This is a genomic window from Clostridium gelidum (assembly GCF_019977655.1).
In the GTDB taxonomy this organism is placed as follows: Bacteria; Bacillota; Clostridia; order Clostridiales; family Clostridiaceae; genus Clostridium; species Clostridium gelidum.
This window is the reverse complement of sequence record NZ_AP024849.1, coordinates 55,934-74,446: the sequence shown is the minus strand read 5'-3', so window position 1 is coordinate 74,446 and position 18,513 is coordinate 55,934. Positions and strand designations below refer to the sequence as shown.

16 protein-coding genes and 2 other annotated features are annotated in these 18,513 nt (G+C 28.6%); of the genes, 5 read left to right on the top strand and 11 right to left on the bottom strand.

Annotated features, from left to right (window positions below):
- Positions 1 to 229: 229 nt before the first annotated feature.
- The gene (locus psyc5s11_RS00320; protein WP_224035706.1) at positions 230 to 970 is read left to right on the top strand and encodes a GntR family transcriptional regulator; all 741 of its coding nucleotides are present in this window, start codon (positions 230 to 232) and stop codon (positions 968 to 970) included.
- A gap of 469 nt (positions 971 to 1,439) precedes the next feature.
- Here the strand turns inward: psyc5s11_RS00320 and metG are convergent, their stop codons facing one another.
- A complete protein-coding gene (metG, locus tag psyc5s11_RS00315) occupies positions 1,440 to 3,377 on the bottom strand; it encodes a methionine--tRNA ligase (RefSeq protein ID WP_224035705.1) in 1,938 nt (645 codons plus the stop codon).
- Between the two features lie 134 nt (positions 3,378 to 3,511).
- Positions 3,512 to 3,755 (bottom strand) — a binding site (T-box leader).
- Between the two features lie 162 nt (positions 3,756 to 3,917).
- Positions 3,918 to 4,310, bottom strand: a complete 393-nt coding sequence (locus psyc5s11_RS28000) for a hypothetical protein (RefSeq protein WP_311196397.1) — start codon at positions 4,308 to 4,310, stop codon at positions 3,918 to 3,920.
- Between the two features lie 392 nt (positions 4,311 to 4,702).
- Between psyc5s11_RS28000 and psyc5s11_RS00305 the strand changes: the two genes are divergently transcribed.
- Positions 4,703 to 5,305 carry a hypothetical protein gene (locus tag psyc5s11_RS00305; RefSeq protein ID WP_224035704.1) on the top strand — a complete coding sequence of 201 codons (603 nt, stop codon included), beginning with the start codon at positions 4,703 to 4,705 and terminating at the stop codon, positions 5,303 to 5,305.
- Between the two features lie 75 nt (positions 5,306 to 5,380).
- Here psyc5s11_RS00305 and psyc5s11_RS00300 read toward each other — a convergent pair whose 3' ends face one another.
- The 3 genes from psyc5s11_RS00300 to psyc5s11_RS00290 all read right to left on the bottom strand — a co-directional run bounded on the left by psyc5s11_RS00300 (position 5,381) and on the right by psyc5s11_RS00290 (position 7,942).
- Positions 5,381 to 6,625, bottom strand: coding sequence for an aminopeptidase P family protein (locus tag psyc5s11_RS00300; RefSeq protein ID WP_224035703.1), 1,245 nt, complete (start codon positions 6,623 to 6,625; stop codon positions 5,381 to 5,383).
- A gap of 135 nt (positions 6,626 to 6,760) precedes the next feature.
- Entirely contained in the window at positions 6,761 to 7,285 is a 525-nt protein-coding gene (locus psyc5s11_RS00295) for a spore maturation protein (RefSeq protein WP_224035702.1), read from the bottom strand.
- Positions 7,286 to 7,366: 81 nt separating this feature from the next.
- Entirely contained in the window at positions 7,367 to 7,942 is a 576-nt protein-coding gene (locus tag psyc5s11_RS00290) for a nucleoside recognition domain-containing protein (protein WP_224035701.1), read from the bottom strand.
- A gap of 112 nt (positions 7,943 to 8,054) precedes the next feature.
- Here psyc5s11_RS00290 and psyc5s11_RS00285 point away from each other — a divergent pair, with 112 nt between their 5' ends.
- On the top strand, positions 8,055 to 8,240 hold the full coding sequence (locus psyc5s11_RS00285; RefSeq protein WP_224035700.1) for a hypothetical protein: 186 nt from the start codon (positions 8,055 to 8,057) through the stop codon (positions 8,238 to 8,240).
- 131 nt (positions 8,241 to 8,371) lie between these two features.
- Here the strand turns inward: psyc5s11_RS00285 and psyc5s11_RS00280 are convergent, their stop codons facing one another.
- Both psyc5s11_RS00280 and ileS read right to left on the bottom strand, forming a co-directional pair.
- Positions 8,372 to 9,370: a LacI family DNA-binding transcriptional regulator gene (locus psyc5s11_RS00280; protein WP_224035699.1), complete on the bottom strand. Its 999-nt coding sequence runs from the start codon at positions 9,368 to 9,370 to the stop codon at positions 8,372 to 8,374.
- 273 nt (positions 9,371 to 9,643) lie between these two features.
- On the bottom strand, positions 9,644 to 12,772 hold the full coding sequence (gene ileS, locus psyc5s11_RS00275; RefSeq protein WP_224035698.1) for an isoleucine--tRNA ligase: 3,129 nt from the start codon (positions 12,770 to 12,772) through the stop codon (positions 9,644 to 9,646).
- A 97-nt stretch (positions 12,773 to 12,869) separates the two neighbouring features.
- Positions 12,870 to 13,120 (bottom strand) — a binding site (T-box leader).
- 289 nt (positions 13,121 to 13,409) lie between these two features.
- On the opposite strand from ileS, the gene psyc5s11_RS00270 reads away from it, so the two are divergent.
- Positions 13,410 to 13,781 carry a ribonuclease G gene (locus tag psyc5s11_RS00270; RefSeq protein ID WP_224035697.1) on the top strand — a complete coding sequence of 124 codons (372 nt, stop codon included), beginning with the start codon at positions 13,410 to 13,412 and terminating at the stop codon, positions 13,779 to 13,781.
- Positions 13,782 to 13,892: 111 nt separating this feature from the next.
- On the opposite strand, the gene psyc5s11_RS00265 is transcribed toward psyc5s11_RS00270, so the two are convergent.
- Together psyc5s11_RS00265 and psyc5s11_RS00260 are read right to left on the bottom strand one after the other, a co-directional pair.
- The gene (locus tag psyc5s11_RS00265) at positions 13,893 to 15,251 is read right to left on the bottom strand and encodes a sensor histidine kinase (protein WP_224035696.1); all 1,359 of its coding nucleotides are present in this window, start codon (positions 15,249 to 15,251) and stop codon (positions 13,893 to 13,895) included.
- Positions 15,252 to 15,254: 3 nt separating this feature from the next.
- The gene (locus psyc5s11_RS00260) at positions 15,255 to 15,938 is read right to left on the bottom strand and encodes a response regulator transcription factor (RefSeq protein ID WP_224035695.1); all 684 of its coding nucleotides are present in this window, start codon (positions 15,936 to 15,938) and stop codon (positions 15,255 to 15,257) included.
- Between the two features lie 311 nt (positions 15,939 to 16,249).
- Here psyc5s11_RS00260 and psyc5s11_RS00255 point away from each other — a divergent pair, with 311 nt between their 5' ends.
- Positions 16,250 to 16,462 (top strand): (2Fe-2S)-binding protein, encoded by a 213-nt coding sequence (locus psyc5s11_RS00255; protein ID WP_224035694.1) that lies wholly within the window; start codon positions 16,250 to 16,252, stop codon positions 16,460 to 16,462.
- A gap of 213 nt (positions 16,463 to 16,675) precedes the next feature.
- Here psyc5s11_RS00255 and psyc5s11_RS00250 read toward each other — a convergent pair whose 3' ends face one another.
- Together psyc5s11_RS00250 and psyc5s11_RS00245 are read right to left on the bottom strand one after the other, a co-directional pair.
- On the bottom strand, positions 16,676 to 17,389 hold the full coding sequence (locus psyc5s11_RS00250; protein ID WP_224035693.1) for a 2-phosphosulfolactate phosphatase family protein: 714 nt from the start codon (positions 17,387 to 17,389) through the stop codon (positions 16,676 to 16,678).
- 21 nt (positions 17,390 to 17,410) lie between these two features.
- A complete protein-coding gene (locus tag psyc5s11_RS00245; protein ID WP_224035692.1) occupies positions 17,411 to 18,337 on the bottom strand; it encodes a TIGR01212 family radical SAM protein in 927 nt (308 codons plus the stop codon).
- Positions 18,338 to 18,513 lie beyond the last annotated feature (176 nt).

The window sequence follows — 18,513 nt, the reverse complement described above, 5'->3', positions numbered from 1 at the left end:
TTTTATACTTTATAGTTATTATTTTGCTTCAATCTATGGTAAAATATAAATATCAAGCTAGACAACATGGTGCTTCATTAATACTTACGCATTATTCATAATAATTTAATTGTTTATATTTAATAATTGAAGTTATACCCAATATAATCAATATATTTAATTGAAAACTATAATTTAATCAGTCTACTTGTCTAAACAAGTTTATATTCTACAGAAGGGTGATATTTTTATGAATGAATTTAATATAATAGATAAACAAAAGGAATTAAGATATGTAAGTGTATATAATAAACTTTTTAAAATGATAAATGAAGGTACTTTTCCTGAGGGAAGTAGATTACCATCAGAACCTGAACTATCTAAATTAATTGGTGTTAGCAGAACAACCTTAAGGCAAGCACTTTCATTATTACAAGATGATGGACTAGTAAATAACATTCGAGGCAAAGGCAATTTTATAGTGAAATTGAAACCCAATAACGACATTGGATTAGAAACTATAGGACACCCTATATATAAGTGTATGAATGATACAATTGATGATGTAGAACTTAAATTACGTATAGAGCCATCAACAGATTATTTCAATCAAATTTTAGTAAAGAAAACTGCTGTTGTTGTGTTAGTAGATAGATGGTACAGGTCTAAAGGTAAAACTATAGCTTATACATTTACCTTGTTACCAATTGAAACTATTTCAAATCTTAATATAGATTTAAATAATCAAGATCAATTTTTAGAATTCTTAGAAAGAGATCTTTATAAAATATCTACTAACATATTAGTAGAAATAAAATATTCAACAGCTGGAAACTTTGCAGCCAAAACTTATCCTATTTCAGATGAGAATCAATTCCACTTAATACAAGAAACTATATATAATGAAAATGAATTTCCGATTACCTCTAACAAGCATTATTTACCCATAAAATCTAGCTCTATTAAATTTAATCCAATGAAGTCTATTTAGAATTTAGTTACACCTAATAAAATACTATCTATTGTAATTGGTCATGTACCCTTTATTTAATTAGTTTCTTAAAATATTAATATTCTCCTATTTATAAAGTATATTTTTAATTATTTCTCAATATATTTGACACCCAATTGACATATTAATAGCGTAAAATTTGAATTGTAAAGTAGTTAAAGCATTATTATTTACCCCTTTTAACCACTAATTTATATGGTTAAAGAACGCCTCACCCCCCTAAGTGAGACGTTCTATTTTTTTATGCATATTAAAAAAAATAACAAATCAATACACTTAGTGCATTGACCTGTTATTTTCTGTAATATTCCTTATATATGAAACTCCTCTTCCTAACGTCAGATGAGTAAGCGATTCACACTAAATCATTTTCATATGATGTTAACTCATAAATGAGTTAACTAAGTTCAAGGAATCAAATCATAGATTTGGACTTTCACTTATCTGCTTACCTTACTATGCTACCTGTTTCAAGTTCCCCTGGATCTACTGCTTTTAATATACTATCATCATCAGTTGCAGCACATAAAATCATTCCTTGTGATAATTCTCCTCTAAGCGTTACTGGCTTTAAATTAGCAACTAATACTACATTTTTCCCAACTAACTCTTCTGGTTTATAGTAACTTGCTATTCCAGAGACTACTTGTCTTTCTTCCCCACCTAAATCTACCTTTAGTTTTAATAATTTTTTAGCTCCCTTTATTGGTTCACAAGCTAATACTTTAACCACTCTTAAATCAAGCTTTTCAAAATCATCAATTGTCACTTCTTCTTTTATAGGTGTTATTTCTCTCTTAGTTGGAATAGATACTACCCTTAAAGCTTCTAATTCTTCAAGTTTTTTATCAACATCTATTCTTGGGAACAAGTTTTCAGTTTTGATTACTTTTGTTCCTGCTTTTGTTCCATCAAATACCTTTAGAGAATCCCATGAAATTTCTGAAGTATTGATTTGGACATTAATCTTCTTAGCTGTATCTGGTAAGAATGATGAAATCATTACTGATGCAAATCTAAGACTTTCAGCTAAATTATAAAGAACTGTTCCAAGTCTAGCTTTTTTACTTTCATCTTTAGCTAATATCCATGGTGTTGTTTCATCTATATACTTATTAGCTCTTCCTATTAATTCAAAAACATGTTCCAAAGCTTGCGGTATATTTAATATGTTTATTGATTCTTCAACTTTAATTGGTGCTGCTAATGCTAAACCTATTAATTCATCATCAATAGCTTCTTTTTCAGATTGTGCTGGCATTTCTCCATCAAAATACTTTTCAACCATTGCAACAGTTCTTGATAAAAGATTGCCTAAATCATTACAAAGATCTGAATTTATCTTCTTTATAAATATTTCATTATTGAATAATCCATCTGCTCCAAATGGGATTTCTTTTAATAAATAATATCTTACTGGATCTACTCCAAATTCATTTACAAGAACAACTGGATCTACTACATTACCTTTAGATTTTGACATTTTCCCACCATCAACAAGTAACCATCCATGACCAAATACTTGTTTTGGAAGTGGTAACTCTAAAGCCATTAGCATAATTGGCCAATAAATAGTATGGAATCTTAAAATATCTTTTCCTATTAAATGCACATCTGCTGGCCAATATTTTTCATATAATTCTTTATTGTCTTGACCATATCCTAGAGCAGTTATGTAATTTGATAATGCATCAATCCAAACATAGACAACATGACTTTCATCAAAGGTTACTGGAACTCCCCAATTAAAGCTAGTTCTTGAAACACAAAGATCTTGAAGTCCTGGTCTCAAGAAGTTATTTAACATTTCATTCTTTCTTGATTCTGGTTGAATGAATTCTGGATTATCTTCAATATATTTTATTAATCTATCTGCATATTTGCTCATTTTAAAGAAATAAGCTTCTTCCTTTGATTTCTCAACTGGTCTTCCACAATCAGGACAGTTTCCATTTTCTAATTGAGTATCAGTCCAAAATGATTCACAAGGTGTACAATACCACCCTTCATAAGAGCTCTTGTATATATCTCCTTGATCATATAATTGCTTAAATATATCTTGAACTGCTTTAATATGATAATCATCAGTAGTTCTAATGAACTTATCATAGCTTATATTCATCATGCTCCAAAGGTCTTTAATTCCAGCAACAACTTCATCTACATGTTCCTTTGGTGTAATGGCCTTTTCTTCAGCTATTCTTTGGATTTTTTGACCATGTTCATCTGTTCCTGTTAAGAACATTACATCATAGCCTGTTAATCTCTTAAATCTAGCTAATGCATCAGCAGCTACAGTAGTATATGTATTTCCTATATGAAGTTTTGTTGATGGATAATAAATTGGTGTAGTAATATAATATGTTTTTTTACAATCTGTACACATTATTTGTGTTCCTCCTTATTTTAAACAATGAGTAACAATTTAAAATTCCCCATTGCATTTTTAACATTTGAAATTAAATTATCTTTTTTATTATTTATAACAAAAAAGCCTCTATATAGGTATATTTAAACCTATATAGAGACGTATTATACGCGTTACCACTCTAGTTTTTACTTATTTCACAATAAATAACTCAATAGGTGACTATCATCACCTTGCAATGTAACGGTTGCTACCGTACTTCCCTAACCAAATAATCTTGGCTCAAAAAGTATGCTCTAAGACCATCTTCATAAAATTCGCAAACGCTAACTTTCAGCATATGTTAACTCTCTTTTAGAATGCTTTTTTTATTACTCTTCTTTTCATTGCATTTAATTTTTTTTACTATTCTATTATTGTAACTAATTTTGCTAATATAATCAATTATTATTTTAAAAAAATATTCATCTCCTTCACATGGTTATTTGTCCAAAATTATATAATCAACATACTTTATATATTGTAGGTAACAATCACCTTATTTTTAATTCAAATTCACTATTCAACCCAAGCTCCTGATGCATTTAATTTATAACCATCAATAACTGTGTTACTTAACATAGCTCCTGATTGATTGAAGCAATACCACTTCCCTAAAATTTGATACCATCCAATAGCCATAGTGCCATCAACCTTAAGGTAATACCAAACTCCAGCAAAGTTAACCCAGTTGCCAGTAATCTTAGTACCCGTTGCATCGTAGAAGTTCCAAGCTCCATCAGCTAATTTAGACCAACCAATAGAATAAGTTCCTGATTGTCTTGAAGTATTAGCAATAACAGCTGGAGGTTCTACTTTCTCTGAAGCATTAGTAATAGTTGAAGGTACTATTGAAACAACAGCAGCAATAACCACTAATAAAGATGTAATTTTATTTGCTCTTTTAAACATAATTTTTTTCATTCCTCCTAAAATTTTATAATTAATTATTAATCTCAAATTTACATGTAATTATTTTACATATTATACCATTTTCTTTCTATATTGTACCACTTATAGAAATGTTTTTAAACCCAACATTAATAAAATTAATGCTCAATTGATTCTTTTAATTTATCATATTAATCTTATTTATTCAGATATATTGTGAAAAACAGATAAATTTATGAAAATTTTTTAATAAATTATTGATACATATTCTACTGAGAATCCATAAACCTTCTAATCCTTTATGGCGTGTTTTACAAGATATTTACTACAAAATATAAGTATTGTGATATACTTATATTAATTAAAAAGTAGTTTTATTTTATAAAACTACTGGATAGGGGAGATAATATAATATGTTTCAAGCTTATGAAATAATGTTTGCTATAGGCGCTATTGGTATAATAATTTCATGTATTTTTCTACTAATAGCAGTAATAAAAAGTGCTAGAAAACTAAAAATAATATCAATTATATCAACAGCCATTTTTGTTATTATTTTTTCTATGGGGATATCTTTGGGATATTACTATTATGAGAATTCAAAGGATGTTATGAGCAAGGATAATGATAATCAATTAGAACCAAAAATAATAAGTGGACCTAGTGAAGATCCAATTGTTATAACAGAAAAAACTTTTTTTGATGATAACAATTATTATTATAGTGAATTTCAAATTAAGAATAATACAAATATTGAAATATCAAAAATTTCATTTCATATATTATTTACAGATAAATACATACAGCCAGGTAGTGTTTATGATCAGCATATATTCCTTCTTGATTCAGTAATTCCTCCAAATAAAACTGTTACAAAAGATTGTATTTGGAAAAAGAATTATATTAAACAAGAATTATTAAATAGCAATGCAAAATTAACTGAAATACAAAATATAGTTTGTTATGTAAATGTTAATAATGAACAAAAACGGCTGGAACTTAGTGACTTGAAATAAATAATAAATAAAAATAATTAAAAGAGGCTGTCGCAAAAGCAGCCTTTAATTATTCAACCGTGAATTAAGATGTAATTACTTCATAAATTCTTCAATCTCACTAATTTCTTTAATCATATTCTTTGTTAGAACTATGCAGCCATCTTTAGTAACTAAAACATCATCTTCAATTCTTATTCCAATGCTTTCTTCACTTATATATATTCCAGGCTCTACTGTAAATACCATTCCTTCTTTAAATTCAAATTCTCTTCCTTGCATTCCTAAATCATGCGTATCTAATCCTAAACTATGTCCTATACTGTGCCAATAGTATTTACTAACTTCTTCCTTTTCTTTTATAATACCTAATTTAATACATTCTTCAGCTATTAAATCTCTAGACCATGTATTAAGTTCCTTACAATCAACTCCTGGTTTTATTTTTTTAATAACCGCTTTATTTACTCTAAGAACTGCTTCATAAACTTCTTTTTGTCTATGTGTAAACTTACCATTAACAGGAAATACCCTTGTTATATCTGCATTATATAAGTTCCATTGGGCTCCTAAATCAAAAAGAATTAAGTCTCCATCTTTTAATTCACTATTATTTTCTACATAATGAAGTATAGTTGCATTCTTACCTGCCGCTGCTATTGTTGCAAAAGCGAAGTCCTTAACTCCTTTAATCTTACATTCAAAATCAAAATATGCTTCAAGTTCATATTCCTTCATTCCAACTTTTGCATTATTCATTAAAGATTTTACTCCATCAATTGTTATTTCTATAGCTTTTTGCATTTCTACTATTTCTTGTTCAGATTTAACCATTCTAAGTGGCGCAATCTTACTTGAAAGATTCTTAATTATAACTTGTGGATATTTATTTTTAATTTCATTTGCAAAAGTATTAGCTATAGAATCTGCTTCATCAATAGCTTCTCTATTTAAATCTAAATATAAATTTATTTCTTCTGAGCCATTAATCAATTTATTTATATAAAAATTGAAATCCTTCATGTATACTACATCTTCAATTCCAGATATCTCTTTTCCTTCACTGTCTCTTAAAGTCTTTCCATTCCACATTTCCTTATCTAAATCGAAATCCTTTAAAAATAACTTTTCATGTGCAATATCTTTAAATTTTGATAATACTACTATATGTTCTTCTTCTTGAACCCCTGTTAAATAATAAAAATTTCTATTTGGAGTAAATTGATATAGTTCATCCCCTGTTTTCTTACATGGCTTCCCTGCAAATAATATTACTATTGAATTGTCTTCTATTACATCCATAAATCTACTTCTATTTTTTATATACTCATCATTATTCATAACTCCAACCTCTTTCTTCCTACAATGTTTTCTTTAAATATAATACTCCAAAAATCTATACTAATAAAGGTACTTAATCATATAAGACAAATTCATACACTAAAGATACTCTTATACTTCGTCTTTTAATGTGCCTTAAATAAGAAAAATATTTACCATCAAAATAGCCATAATTATTGCTGTCATATCTGCAAAAATAGCTGCCCATAAAGTATGTCTTATTTTTTTGACCTTTATTGCACCAAAATAAACTGTGATTGTATAAAATATAGTTTCTGTACTTCCCATTACAACAGATGCTATAAGGCCAGTTCTAGTATCTGGTCCAAAACTTTTTATTATATCTGTAAACATTCCTATTGCTCCACTTCCTGATAAAGGCTTTATGATTAATAATGGTATAAGATCCTTAGGCAATCCTATAAAATTTCCAAGTGGTGCTATGAAATTATTTAGTAAATTCATTAAATTTGCTTCTTTGAATATTTGCACTGCAATTATCATAGCTAAAAGATACGGAAATATTCTCAAAGTTACTTTTAATCCCTCTTTAGCACCTTCTATAAACCATTCATACACTTTTCTTCCTTTAAACATGCCATAAGTTATAATAAGTAAAAATATTATTGGTATTATGCTCTTACTTAAATAATTTAACATAGTAATATTATTCCCCCTGTAAAGTTAAGTATTAAATGATGCTGTTCCAAAAATAGTTGTGTCAATGTTATTATTCTAACTCTAAAAATATCTTTGCAATATTTTACAACATATTACTCCAACTACTGCTGCTGCAGCTGTAGATATTAATGTTGGCAATATTATTATTCCTGGATTTGCTGAATTGCAAGCAGCTCTTATAGAAATTATTGTAGATGGCACTAATTGAATGCATGTTGCATTTAAAACCAAAAAGAGTGCCATATCATTAGATGCCGTTTCTGAATCCTTATTAAGCCTATCCATCTCTTCCATAGCTTTAATGCCAAAAGGTGTTGCTGCATTGGATAAGCCCATCATATTAGCAGTAAGATTCATAACTATAGCACCTAAAGCTTTTTCATCTTTAGCCGCCTCTTTAAATATACGCTTAAGGATAGGCTTTAATAATTTAGATATTTTTTCTGTAAGTCCACTATTTTCTGCTACCTTCATAACCCCACACCAAAAACACATTATCCCTGTAAGTTCAATTGCAAAAGTAACAGTATTACCACAAGAGTTAATTATTGCTTTAGAGATAGCGTCCCCATTTCCACTTAATAATCCAACTAAAATCCCACAAAATATTAAAAAAAACCAAATATAATTTATCATATTCTCCCCCATAGTATAATTGTTCTTTACATTTATATTCCTTGCACTTATTTTTTAGTAGTGATAGGATATAATTGCTAATCATAATTAAATTTTAAAAGGAGAACTTTTTATGGACGATTTAAATTTAAAAATAGCTCAACAAGATGTAGAAGAAGCTTTAAAAGCTGTGGAAGATATGGAGCGATTCATCAATGATAATGAACCTTCAAGAGAACAGTTAAAAGAAAAGTTTATCTGCTTATCTAGTAGAGTTCAAAATTTAGAAAATATTTTAAAAAGCGAAGGAATTATTTAAGCTACATAAACCATAAAAGAGCACAGTAAATGCAAATCACATTTACTGTGCTCTTTATATTAAGGAAACCCGACTCGCATTCGCTCGCTGGGTAAGCGATTCACACCAAATCATAGATTTGGGTTCTCTGCTTAAATTGTACTTTCTCTTTCAATCAATTGATGTTCTAAAACATAATGTGGTTCTTCTAATTCCTTTTTATTTAAAAGTTTAATAAGCATTCTCATAGCAACTGAACCCATGTCATAAGTTGGTTGAGATACTGTTGTAATCTTAGGATAGAATATTGATGCTGCAAAATTATCATTAAATCCTATAACGCTTACATCTTCTGGGATTTTAAGTCCATTGTCTCTTAAAGCATTTATCGCTCCCATTGCAATATCATCAGATGCGCATACAACGCCCTTAAATTTTTTATTTTGTTTTATGAATTTTTGTACGCCTTCGTATCCACTCTTTACTTTTATTGAGTCAAAATATACTAATTCGGTATCTATTGGAATTCCTGCTTCTCTCATAGCATTTTCATATCCAACATATCTGTCTCCCCAAGCATTCTTGTTATCTTTTTCAGTTCCTATAAATGCAATTTCTTTTATTCCCTTTTCTATTAATAATTTTGTACTGTCGTAACAAGCTTTAACATTATCAATAGTTACACTTGGTAGTAATCCGTCTTTATCTTTTGTTTCAACTAATATAGTTTTTAAATTTAATTCATTGATTAGTTCTAAAATCTCTTGATTTAGAGAACTACTCATGTAAATTACACCATCAACCATTTTTTCACTAAGTACTCTTAAATATTCTTTTTCCTTCTCTATATCAAGGTCTGAATTACACAATATTATATTGTAATCGTATATATTCGAAACATCTTCAGCACCTCTCACAATTTCTGGATAAAATTGATTTGATATATCTGGAAGTAAAATTCCTATTGTCTTTGTTCTTTGAGTTTTTAAACTTCTTGCCACTATGTTTGGTCTGTACGAAAGTTTCTTTATTGCTTCTAAAACTTTTTTCTTAGTATCTTCATTTACTACATCGATATCATTTAAAACTCTAGAAACAGTTGCAATTGATACTCCAGCTTCTTTTGCAACATCCTTAATAGAAGTAGCCATTATTATTCCTCCTTTGAATTATTCTAGATAATTTCATTATACTAATATATTACATTATAAATCAACAATACTGTAAATAATTTATTATTTTATTATCAGTTTTGTCAAAACTCATAGTTTTTACACTTTAATTTATACTTTTATTCAATTATATAAAATATTATCTATAAATATATAAGCTTTTAATTATTAACATAGCATTTAGTATATGAATTTGAATGACTAGGAATTTTAAGATAATCTTTTAATTCCTAGTCATTATTTATTTCTACTTTACATTGTGACCCTTGAGGTCATAACTTCAACAGTCATATTTAATGCTTCACTATTTATAACTATTTCTGTATAATCAGCTTCAGCCTTATAAATAACTTCACAAGTTAAAGTTTCTTTCTTAATTGTTTCTTCAAACTTCTTAATAACATCTAATAACATATCATTATTTGCTACATAAAGTTTTATCTTATCTGAAACTTCGAATCCTTTATCTTTTCTCATGTTTTGAATCTTTGAAATAATTTCTCTTACATGACCTTCTTCTTGAAGTTCTGGTGTTATTGTTGTATCTAAAACAACTCCAAGTTCTCCTTCACCTGCAAATGCATATCCTTCTAAGCCTTGCATTGTAACTAAAAGATTCTCGCCATTAAGAACTATCTCTGTTCCATTAGCATCAATAGTTTCACTTCCACCATTTTTGATCTTTTGAGCCAATTCCATTTGATCTTTTTCAGAAATTGCTTTCTTTATTTGTGGAATTAACTTACCATATAGCTTTCCTATAACAGGTAAATTAGGTTTTATTTCAAAGTTCACATGTTTTGAAAGGTCAGCTCCAAGTTCAACCTTCTTAATATTTAACTCTTCTTTTAAGATATCTCCATAATATTCTGGAAGAGATTTTGTTGAAATAAGTATTTCTGAAAGTGGTTGCCTATTCTTAATATTAGCAGCATTTCTAGCACTTCTACCAAGCTTAACAAGTGTATAAGCTAAATCCATTTCCTTCTCTAAGTCTTTATTTATAGCTTCCTTCTTAACTTCTGGCCAAGCACATAAATGAATACTTTCTTCTGCATTTTTATCAAGATTTACAACTAAATTTTGATAAATTTCTTCTGTCATAAATGGTACAAATGGTGATGCAACCTTCACTAAATTTGTTAATACATTGTATAAAGTTACATAAGCACCTATTTTATCATCACTTAATTCTTGTGACCAATATCTTGATCTATTTCTTCTTACATACCAATTTGATAATTCATCTGTAAAATCTTCAATAGCTAACGCTGCTTGAGTGATTTTATAAGTATTTAAATTATCATCAACAGTTTCAATTAATGTATTTAACTTAGATATAATCCATTTATCCATTATATTATCTGAAACAAAATCTCCATATTTTGTTGGATCAAAATTATCTATTTCAGCATATAAAACATAGAATGAATATACATTCCATAATGTTCCTAAGAACTTTCTTTGAGCTTCTCCAACATCATCAACCGAGAATCTTGTTGGAAGCCATGGTGCACTTGCAGTGTAGAAATGCCATCTTGTAGCATCTGCTCCTTGACTATTTAATACTTCAAATGGATCTACAACATTTCCTTTATGCTTAGACATCTTAATTCCTTTTTTATCTAAAACGTGACCTAATACAATACAGTTTTCAAATGAATTTGTATCAAATATACATGTTGAAATAGCAAGTAATGTATAGAACCATCCTCTTGTTTGGTCAACAGCTTCTGATATAAATTGGGCTGGGAAATTTGCTTCAAAAGTTTCTTTATTCTCAAATGGATAATGCCATTGTGCAAAAGGCATTGACCCTGAATCAAACCAACAGTCAATAACTTCATGAGTTCTAGTCATTTCTTTTCCACAGTGTGGACATGTTAATTTAATTGCATCTACATAAGGTTTGTGCAATTCTATTCCCTTACATTCTGTAGTTGCTTTTGCTTCTAATTCTTCTCTACTACCTATACATTCTCTATGACCACATTCACATTCCCATATTGGAAGTGGTGTTCCCCAGTATCTATCTCTTGAAATACACCAATCAATTACATTTTCAATGAACTTACCAAATCTTCCTGTTCTAGTATTATCAGGATACCAATTTATTTTATTATTATTTTCAATTAATTTATCTCTCATTTGTGTCATTGCAACAAACCAACTATCTTTGGGATAGTATAAAAGTGGTGTATCACATCTCCAACAATGTGGGTATGAGTGCGTATGTTTGTGTGCACTAAATAATTGATTATTGTCTTCTAAATATTTAACAATACTTTCATCACATTTTTTAACAAACTTTCCTGCCCATGGTGTAACTTCTTCTACAAAGTTACCATTTGTATCTACTAAGTTTACAAATGCAATTCCATTTTTCTTAGCAACAACGCTATCATCTTCACCATAAGCTGGTGCAATATGTACTATACCAGTACCATCTGAAAGTGTTACATAATCTCCATGAATTACTACAAATGCTTTACCTTCAACTTTAGCAAAAGGCATTAATTGTTCGTATTCCATACCCAATAAGTCTTCACCTTTAAATTCTTTAACTATTTCATGTTCTCTTTCGCCTAAAACTTTTTCTACTAAATCCTTAGCTAAGATATAAATTTCACCTTCTACTTTTACTTCACAGTATGTATATGATTTATTAATACACAATGCTAAGTTAGATGGTAAAGTCCAAGGAGTTGTTGTCCAAGCTAATATGTACTTGTTTTCTTCTCCCTTAACCTTAAATTTAGCTGTAGCAGTTAAATCTTTAACATCCTTATATCCTTGAGCTACTTCGTGAGATGAAAGGGCAGTTCCACACCTTGGGCAATAAGGCATTACTTTATGACCCTTATATAATAATTTCTTATCCCACATTTGTTTTAAAGCCCACCATTCAGACTCAATATAATTATCATGGTAAGTTACATATGGATCATCCATATCAACCCAATAACCTATTTGCTCAGACATTTTTTTCCATAAGCTTACATATGAAAACACACTATCTTTGCATTCCTTAACAAATTTCTCTATACCAAGCTCTTCAATTTGCTCTTTTCCTGATATTCCAAGCTTCTTTTCTATTTCTAATTCTACTGGAAGTCCATGTGTATCCCATCCAGCTTTTCTTATAACCTTATATCCCTTCATAACTTTATATCTTGGGATTATATCTTTCATAACTCTTGTTAATATGTGTCCAACATGAGGCTTTCCATTTGCTGTTGGAGGACCATCATAGAAAGTAAAATACTCTCCGTCTTGATTTGAATCAAAACTCTTCTTTATAATATCTTTTTCTGTCCAAAGTTTTGCAATGTCTTGTTCCATATTTACAGTGCCTTTTGACGAATCTACTTTATTGTACATTAAATTTTTCCCCTTTCATGCTGAGTAAACTATATATTTTTTTCTTTAAAATTGTTTTCTTTATTATATCCTTTTATGAACGTAAAAAAACTTCATCCTACAGGACGAAGTTAAACTCGCAAACCACCTATGGTTAAACATTTAAATTAAAAATCAAATGCTCTATTTCAAGTACATGCATACTCTACCCTTTAACGCAGGCTGTTACGTGATAACTTATTTAGCAAATTATTGCTTTTCAGTCCCCAACTCCTAGGTGATTTTCTCTAAGACTTAATATAGCTTTTCACCAAACAGCTACTCTCTAAAAATAACATCTAAGATACTTTTCCTAATCATAGTCTTTCATTCTAAATAATTATATATTAATGATTTTTAAATGTCAATTAATAGTGAACTATTGATGGGATATTGTTTCCTATTTTAACTTAGTATAAGCTACAATTTAATATAATTCAACTAGGCTCTGTATACTTATGCTTCAGTGATCTGTTTTAGAATTATTATTGTAAATATGTATTTATATTTTTTACTTTAAACCCATATTTTTCACATTTGAACATAACATGTATTAATGTTATAATTTTATTCTTAATTTAATTATTAACATAAAATAAAAAATAGGGGGAATATTTTAATGGAAACTTCAAATTATCCAGAAAATAACTATTCAAATGGAGTTATCCCTAATGAAATTAAAAAATGGAATTGGGGAGCATTCATGTATAACATCATATGGGGAATAGGAAATAAAAGTTATCTTCCTTTACTATGTCTTGTTCCAATACTTAATATTGTTTGGATATTTGTCTGTGGTGTCAAGGGAAATGAGTGGGCTTGGCAAAATGGAAATTATTCTAATCCAAGAGAATTTTTCTTAGTTCAAGATACTTGGAATAGAGCAGGATTTGTTGCATTTATAATCACACTTATATTTATTGTTATTTATGTTCTCTTTTTTGCTGTAATAATCTCAGCTATAGTAGGTGGCCATAAATATAGATATTAAGAAATCACTATTCATTAACATCTGATATTCTTAATTAGGACTATTTAAAAATAAACTTAATAACAAGCCAAGGAAAATACTTCTTATTTGTTCTTAGGTTTATTACTGTTTTTATTTTATTATTTTAGGAATCATTAATATAAATTCAGAACCAGTTCCATATTCTGAATTTACTTTTAGTTTAATCCTAAAATTCTTTGACATGGATTTTAATAAGCTAAGACCAATCCCAGTTCCACTAATATTTTGTCCTCTTACTGCGTCACTTCTATAAAATCTATCAAATATACGCTTTTGTTCCTCTTCTTTAATTCCTATTCCATTATCTTTGACTGTTATTTTAATATGTTTATTCATATCTTCAATAATTAAATCTACTTCTCCATTTTCATTAGTATATTTAAATGCATTTTCAATTAATATTACAATTGCCCTTTTTATCTTGTCATAATCCCATTGGACAAATATTTCTTCCTTTGGTTTTACAACATTAAAATTCCGTTCTTTAATTTCTGCTAAATCTGTATAAAATTCACCTATATCATTAATAAAATCATCTAACTTGAAGTTTGTTATATTAACGGCTAAATCTAAATCTTCTTTAGACAATAACAATAAATTACTAGTTAACCTTTCCAATCCCCTTACTTCACTCATCATTTTTGAAATATGTTCAAAATGATCATCTATGGTATCACCCCATGAATGAGCTAATAATTCTAACTTTCCTTTTATTACAGCTAATGGAGTTCTCATTTCATGAGATGCATCTTGAACAAAGTAAATTTGTTTTTCATAAGCTTCTCTAATTGGTTTTATTACTCTAGATGCAAGATACGTAGAAAGAATTATAGCAACTATAATCAATATAACTAAGCTCTTTATAATTGAAGCTCTTAATCTATTTAGTGAACTTACTTCAGAATCAATATTGGCAATGACTTGTATTTTGTAATCTCCATTATTAATTATAGTCTCTCTAAAGCTATATCCATTACTTGTTAATGTAACTATCTCACCTTCTGCACTTGTTGGAAGTACCGGCAAGTCATCTTCACTAAAATAATAATTTTTACTCATAACTTCAAATTTATTATTGTTATATATAATAACAATTAAGTTCGGTGGAATACGCTTAGTCTTTCCATTTTGTTTACCTCCAAAATTTTCATGTCGAGTTTCTTTTTGATTTTCGATTTTATTTTGTGACTGAATTTTTGATTCACCTTCTGGTTTATTTTCATGTGGAATAAAGTTAGCTTCATCAAAACTTAATTCAGAATTAAGAGTAAAAGGTTGTTCAATTAAAATCTTTTGTTGTTCTAAAAGCTGACGATCTACATTATCTAATACCTTAGAAGAGTATAGTGCATTCGTTATTATTGCAAATACAATGAGACATACAAATACTACACTCGTACTTATGGCTATGATATTCTTCTTTGTAGCCATAAATATATCTTTCTTCATATCCTAATCCTCTATACTTTCATCTAATAAATATCCCATTCCTCGCTTAGTTATAAGATATTTACCATATCCAAATGCACCTAGCTGCTTCCTTAATCTACTTATATACACTTCAATTATTTCAGTTGCCGCATCACTATTATATCCACATATATTATCAAATATCTGTTCTTTAAATAACAATACACCTTTATTTATAATCATGTATTCAAGAAGTTTATATAATTTCTCGTTTAATTCTAACTCATTCTCATTTATGTAAACGCGTCTTGTTTTCATGTCAATTTGCATACTTTTAAATTCAAGAATATTAGGCTTCTTAACTTTCCCCATACTTTTTAAAATAGAATTAATACGAGCCTTTAATTCTTCCATGAAAAATGGTTTAGTTAAGTAATCATTGGCACCCAAATTGAAAGCTTTAAGCTTATCTCCAAGTTCTTCTTTTGCTGTTAATATAATTACACCTGTATTTAAACAATTTTTAGACATATGCTTCAAAACATCCATTCCACTTACTTCTGGCAACATAAGATCTAATATTGCAACATCATAAGTATAAACATCTAAATATTGAATAGCATCTCCTCCATTATAAACTGCCTCAATTTCTACTTCACCTTTAAAATATTCAACTATATTTTGACTTATCTCGATATTATCTTCAACAAGTAACACTTTTATCATTATTTCCACTCCCAATGTAATAATTATAAAATCCTTAGTAAATTCCCATAAGCACTTTTATAATTATTGCTTAAATTTATTCTAATTATATAATAGTTTTCTTAATGATTGCTTAATTTTACTTATATTTCTTACTATACTGAAATCACTTTTAAATCAACTATTTTTGAATCAGTAGCTTAATGATAATTTTCTATAAAATAACAAAGTTACTTATTATAATATGCTTTTTAATTTAAACTATAAAATGTATAATTTAAGGTGAAGGGTTCATTCTTTCAAATTTGAAAATATATTTTAGGAGAATTGATATGGATAATAATTTAAATGAAGCTATTTTAGATAAATTAACAAAAACATGTACTTGTAAACTAATTACTAGAGCTAAAATTAAAGAAGCTATTAAAAATGGTGCCTCTACTATAGAAGAAGTTCAAAAGGCCACTGGTGCTGGTAGTGGTCCTTGCAAAGGGAAAAATTGTTCTCCACGGATAAACGATTTATTAAGGCAATCTCAAGAATAACTTTATTAGTCTAAAATCTAAAGATATTGTGCTATTAAAAGTTCTTGATTGTTCTTCGCACTTTGTTTATATGTGTAAAAGTTCTTAATTGTGCTATCGCACTTTTTTTATCTGTGCATATTCTTCACCATATATATGGTGAAGAATAAATATGGTGCACCATATTTATGGTGTACCATATTAGAATATATCCCTTTTAATTTATATATCTTCTTATCTTGTTATCTTCTTATCTTTATATTCTGGCACTATATCTGTAATGCTCTTTTTTATGCAATATTCAATATCCTCATCTAATTCTAGAGATTTCATAACTGAATAATGTGTAGCTTCTTTTACGTAGCTTATGATATCGGTATTTCCTTCATATATAATATTCGCTGTCTTTGCTATATCTGTAAGTTCTAAATCTTTATCAGCCTTCAACATTTCATTAATTATATATCCACTACAAATATAATCATCCATGGAAAAATTACCATTTGTTCCTGCATTAATAATAACTACATCTTCATTAATATTAATTAATTCTTTAGCTACTGCTTTTGCATTTATCATAGCTGCTATTAATACTCTTTTAGCAGAAGTTGATTTTGTAAGAGTTCTGGTCCCATTTGTAGTCGTCATTAATACCGTCTTATTTTTTATTACCGATTCTGTATACTCTAATGGTGAATTAGATAAATCAAAGCCGTCTATCTTAACAGCTCTTCTTTCTCCACCTAGTATGTAATCTTCTCTATTAAGTTCCTTAGCATGTTCTAATGTTTCTTCAATTGTTAAATAAGGAATAACTTCTTTGCACCCATTACTTAGTGCTGTGACTATTACAGAAGTTGCTCTAAACATATCAATTACAACTGCTATCTTATTTTCAATTTTACTTTCAGTTATATCATCAGCTGATATTATAATATCTACTTTCATTTCCACTCTCCCCTTCTATCTTCACTTAAAGTTTTTTCCCTGCCACAAATCATTGTCTTCTAACGCTTTATCTATGGAATTTAAGACTTCCCATTTTTTCAAACTCCACATAGGTCCAATTAAAAGTTCTCTTGGTGCATCTCCTGTTAATCTATGTACTACCATTTCCTTAGGAATCATTGCTATGCCTTTTGTTATTAACTCTATGTAATCTTCCTGTGATAAGAATTCAAGTTCACCTTTTTCATATACTTTTACCATTGGCGTTTGCTTCATTAAATGCAATAAATGAAACTTAATTCCTTTAGCACCGGATTGAGCAATATACTCTATGGTTTTTAGCATATCCTCCTTGGTTTCACCTGGTAATCCCAGAATATCATGTACTACTACGTCAATATTTCTTTCTTTCAATTTTTTCATCGCATCTTCGAAAACTTCTAATTTATATCCTCTATTTATTCTCTTAGCAGTTTCATCATTTGAAGTTTGAAGCCCAAGTTCTATCCAAAGATATACTTTATTATTTATCTCTTCTAGTAAATCCAATACCTCATCCCCTAAGCAATCTGGTCTTGTTGCTATTGCAATTGCTACAACATCCTCTTGGTTTAAAGCATCTTCATACTTTCTCCTTAATTCTTCAACTGGTGCATATGTATTAGTATAAGCTTGAAAATAGGCAATATACTTTCCGCTTTTCCACTTATGTGCCATCATTTCTTTTATATGATTAAATTGCTTTGTAATAGACAATTCTCTATCTCCAGCATAATCTCCTGAACCGCTTTCACTACAGAAAAGACAACCTCCACTACTTATTTTCCCATCCCTATTAGGACATGAAAATCCTCCATCTAAAGATATTTTAAATACCTTTTCTCCAAATTTATCTCTTAAAAAATAGTTTAAACTATGATATCTCTTTCCATTCCAAAAATTATTCATACTTCCTCCTGATTTTCACATGATCACTAAATTCAAAATTCTCTATAAAATTTATTAACAAATTTTAAAAATCCCAAATTAATTTTTCTTTCTTCATTGTACATTTAAAATTATTAAATGTACATTAATCGTATTAAAGAAATTTATATATCAAATAAACTAGCATAATCACTTAT

Excerpts from the sequence above, each read along its gene's own strand:
- ileS (WP_224035698.1), bottom strand. The coding sequence starts at position 12,772 with ATGTACAATAAAGTAGATTCGTCAAAAGGCACTGTAAATATGGAACAA.
- psyc5s11_RS00250 (WP_224035693.1), bottom strand. The coding sequence starts at position 17,389 with ATGAAAGTAGATATTATAATATCAGCTGATGATATAACTGAAAGTAAA.
- psyc5s11_RS28000 (WP_311196397.1), bottom strand. The coding sequence starts at position 4,310 with ATGTTTAAAAGAGCAAATAAAATTACATCTTTATTAGTGGTTATTGCT.
- psyc5s11_RS00245 (WP_224035692.1), bottom strand. The coding sequence starts at position 18,337 with ATGAATAATTTTTGGAATGGAAAGAGATATCATAGTTTAAACTATTTT.
- psyc5s11_RS00285 (WP_224035700.1), top strand. The coding sequence starts at position 8,055 with ATGGACGATTTAAATTTAAAAATAGCTCAACAAGATGTAGAAGAAGCT.
- psyc5s11_RS00290 (WP_224035701.1), bottom strand. The coding sequence starts at position 7,942 with ATGATAAATTATATTTGGTTTTTTTTAATATTTTGTGGGATTTTAGTT.
- psyc5s11_RS00260 (WP_224035695.1), bottom strand. The coding sequence starts at position 15,938 with ATGATAAAAGTGTTACTTGTTGAAGATAATATCGAGATAAGTCAAAAT.
- psyc5s11_RS00255 (WP_224035694.1), top strand. The coding sequence starts at position 16,250 with ATGGATAATAATTTAAATGAAGCTATTTTAGATAAATTAACAAAAACA.
- psyc5s11_RS00265 (WP_224035696.1), bottom strand. The coding sequence starts at position 15,251 with ATGAAGAAAGATATATTTATGGCTACAAAGAAGAATATCATAGCCATA.
- psyc5s11_RS00300 (WP_224035703.1), bottom strand. The coding sequence starts at position 6,625 with ATGAATAATGATGAGTATATAAAAAATAGAAGTAGATTTATGGATGTA.
- metG (WP_224035705.1), bottom strand. The coding sequence starts at position 3,377 with ATGTGTACAGATTGTAAAAAAACATATTATATTACTACACCAATTTAT.
- psyc5s11_RS00320 (WP_224035706.1), top strand. The coding sequence starts at position 230 with ATGAATGAATTTAATATAATAGATAAACAAAAGGAATTAAGATATGTA.
- psyc5s11_RS00270 (WP_224035697.1), top strand. The coding sequence starts at position 13,410 with ATGGAAACTTCAAATTATCCAGAAAATAACTATTCAAATGGAGTTATC.
- psyc5s11_RS00305 (WP_224035704.1), top strand. The coding sequence starts at position 4,703 with ATGTTTCAAGCTTATGAAATAATGTTTGCTATAGGCGCTATTGGTATA.
- psyc5s11_RS00295 (WP_224035702.1), bottom strand. The coding sequence starts at position 7,285 with ATGTTAAATTATTTAAGTAAGAGCATAATACCAATAATATTTTTACTT.
- psyc5s11_RS00280 (WP_224035699.1), bottom strand. The coding sequence starts at position 9,370 with ATGGCTACTTCTATTAAGGATGTTGCAAAAGAAGCTGGAGTATCAATT.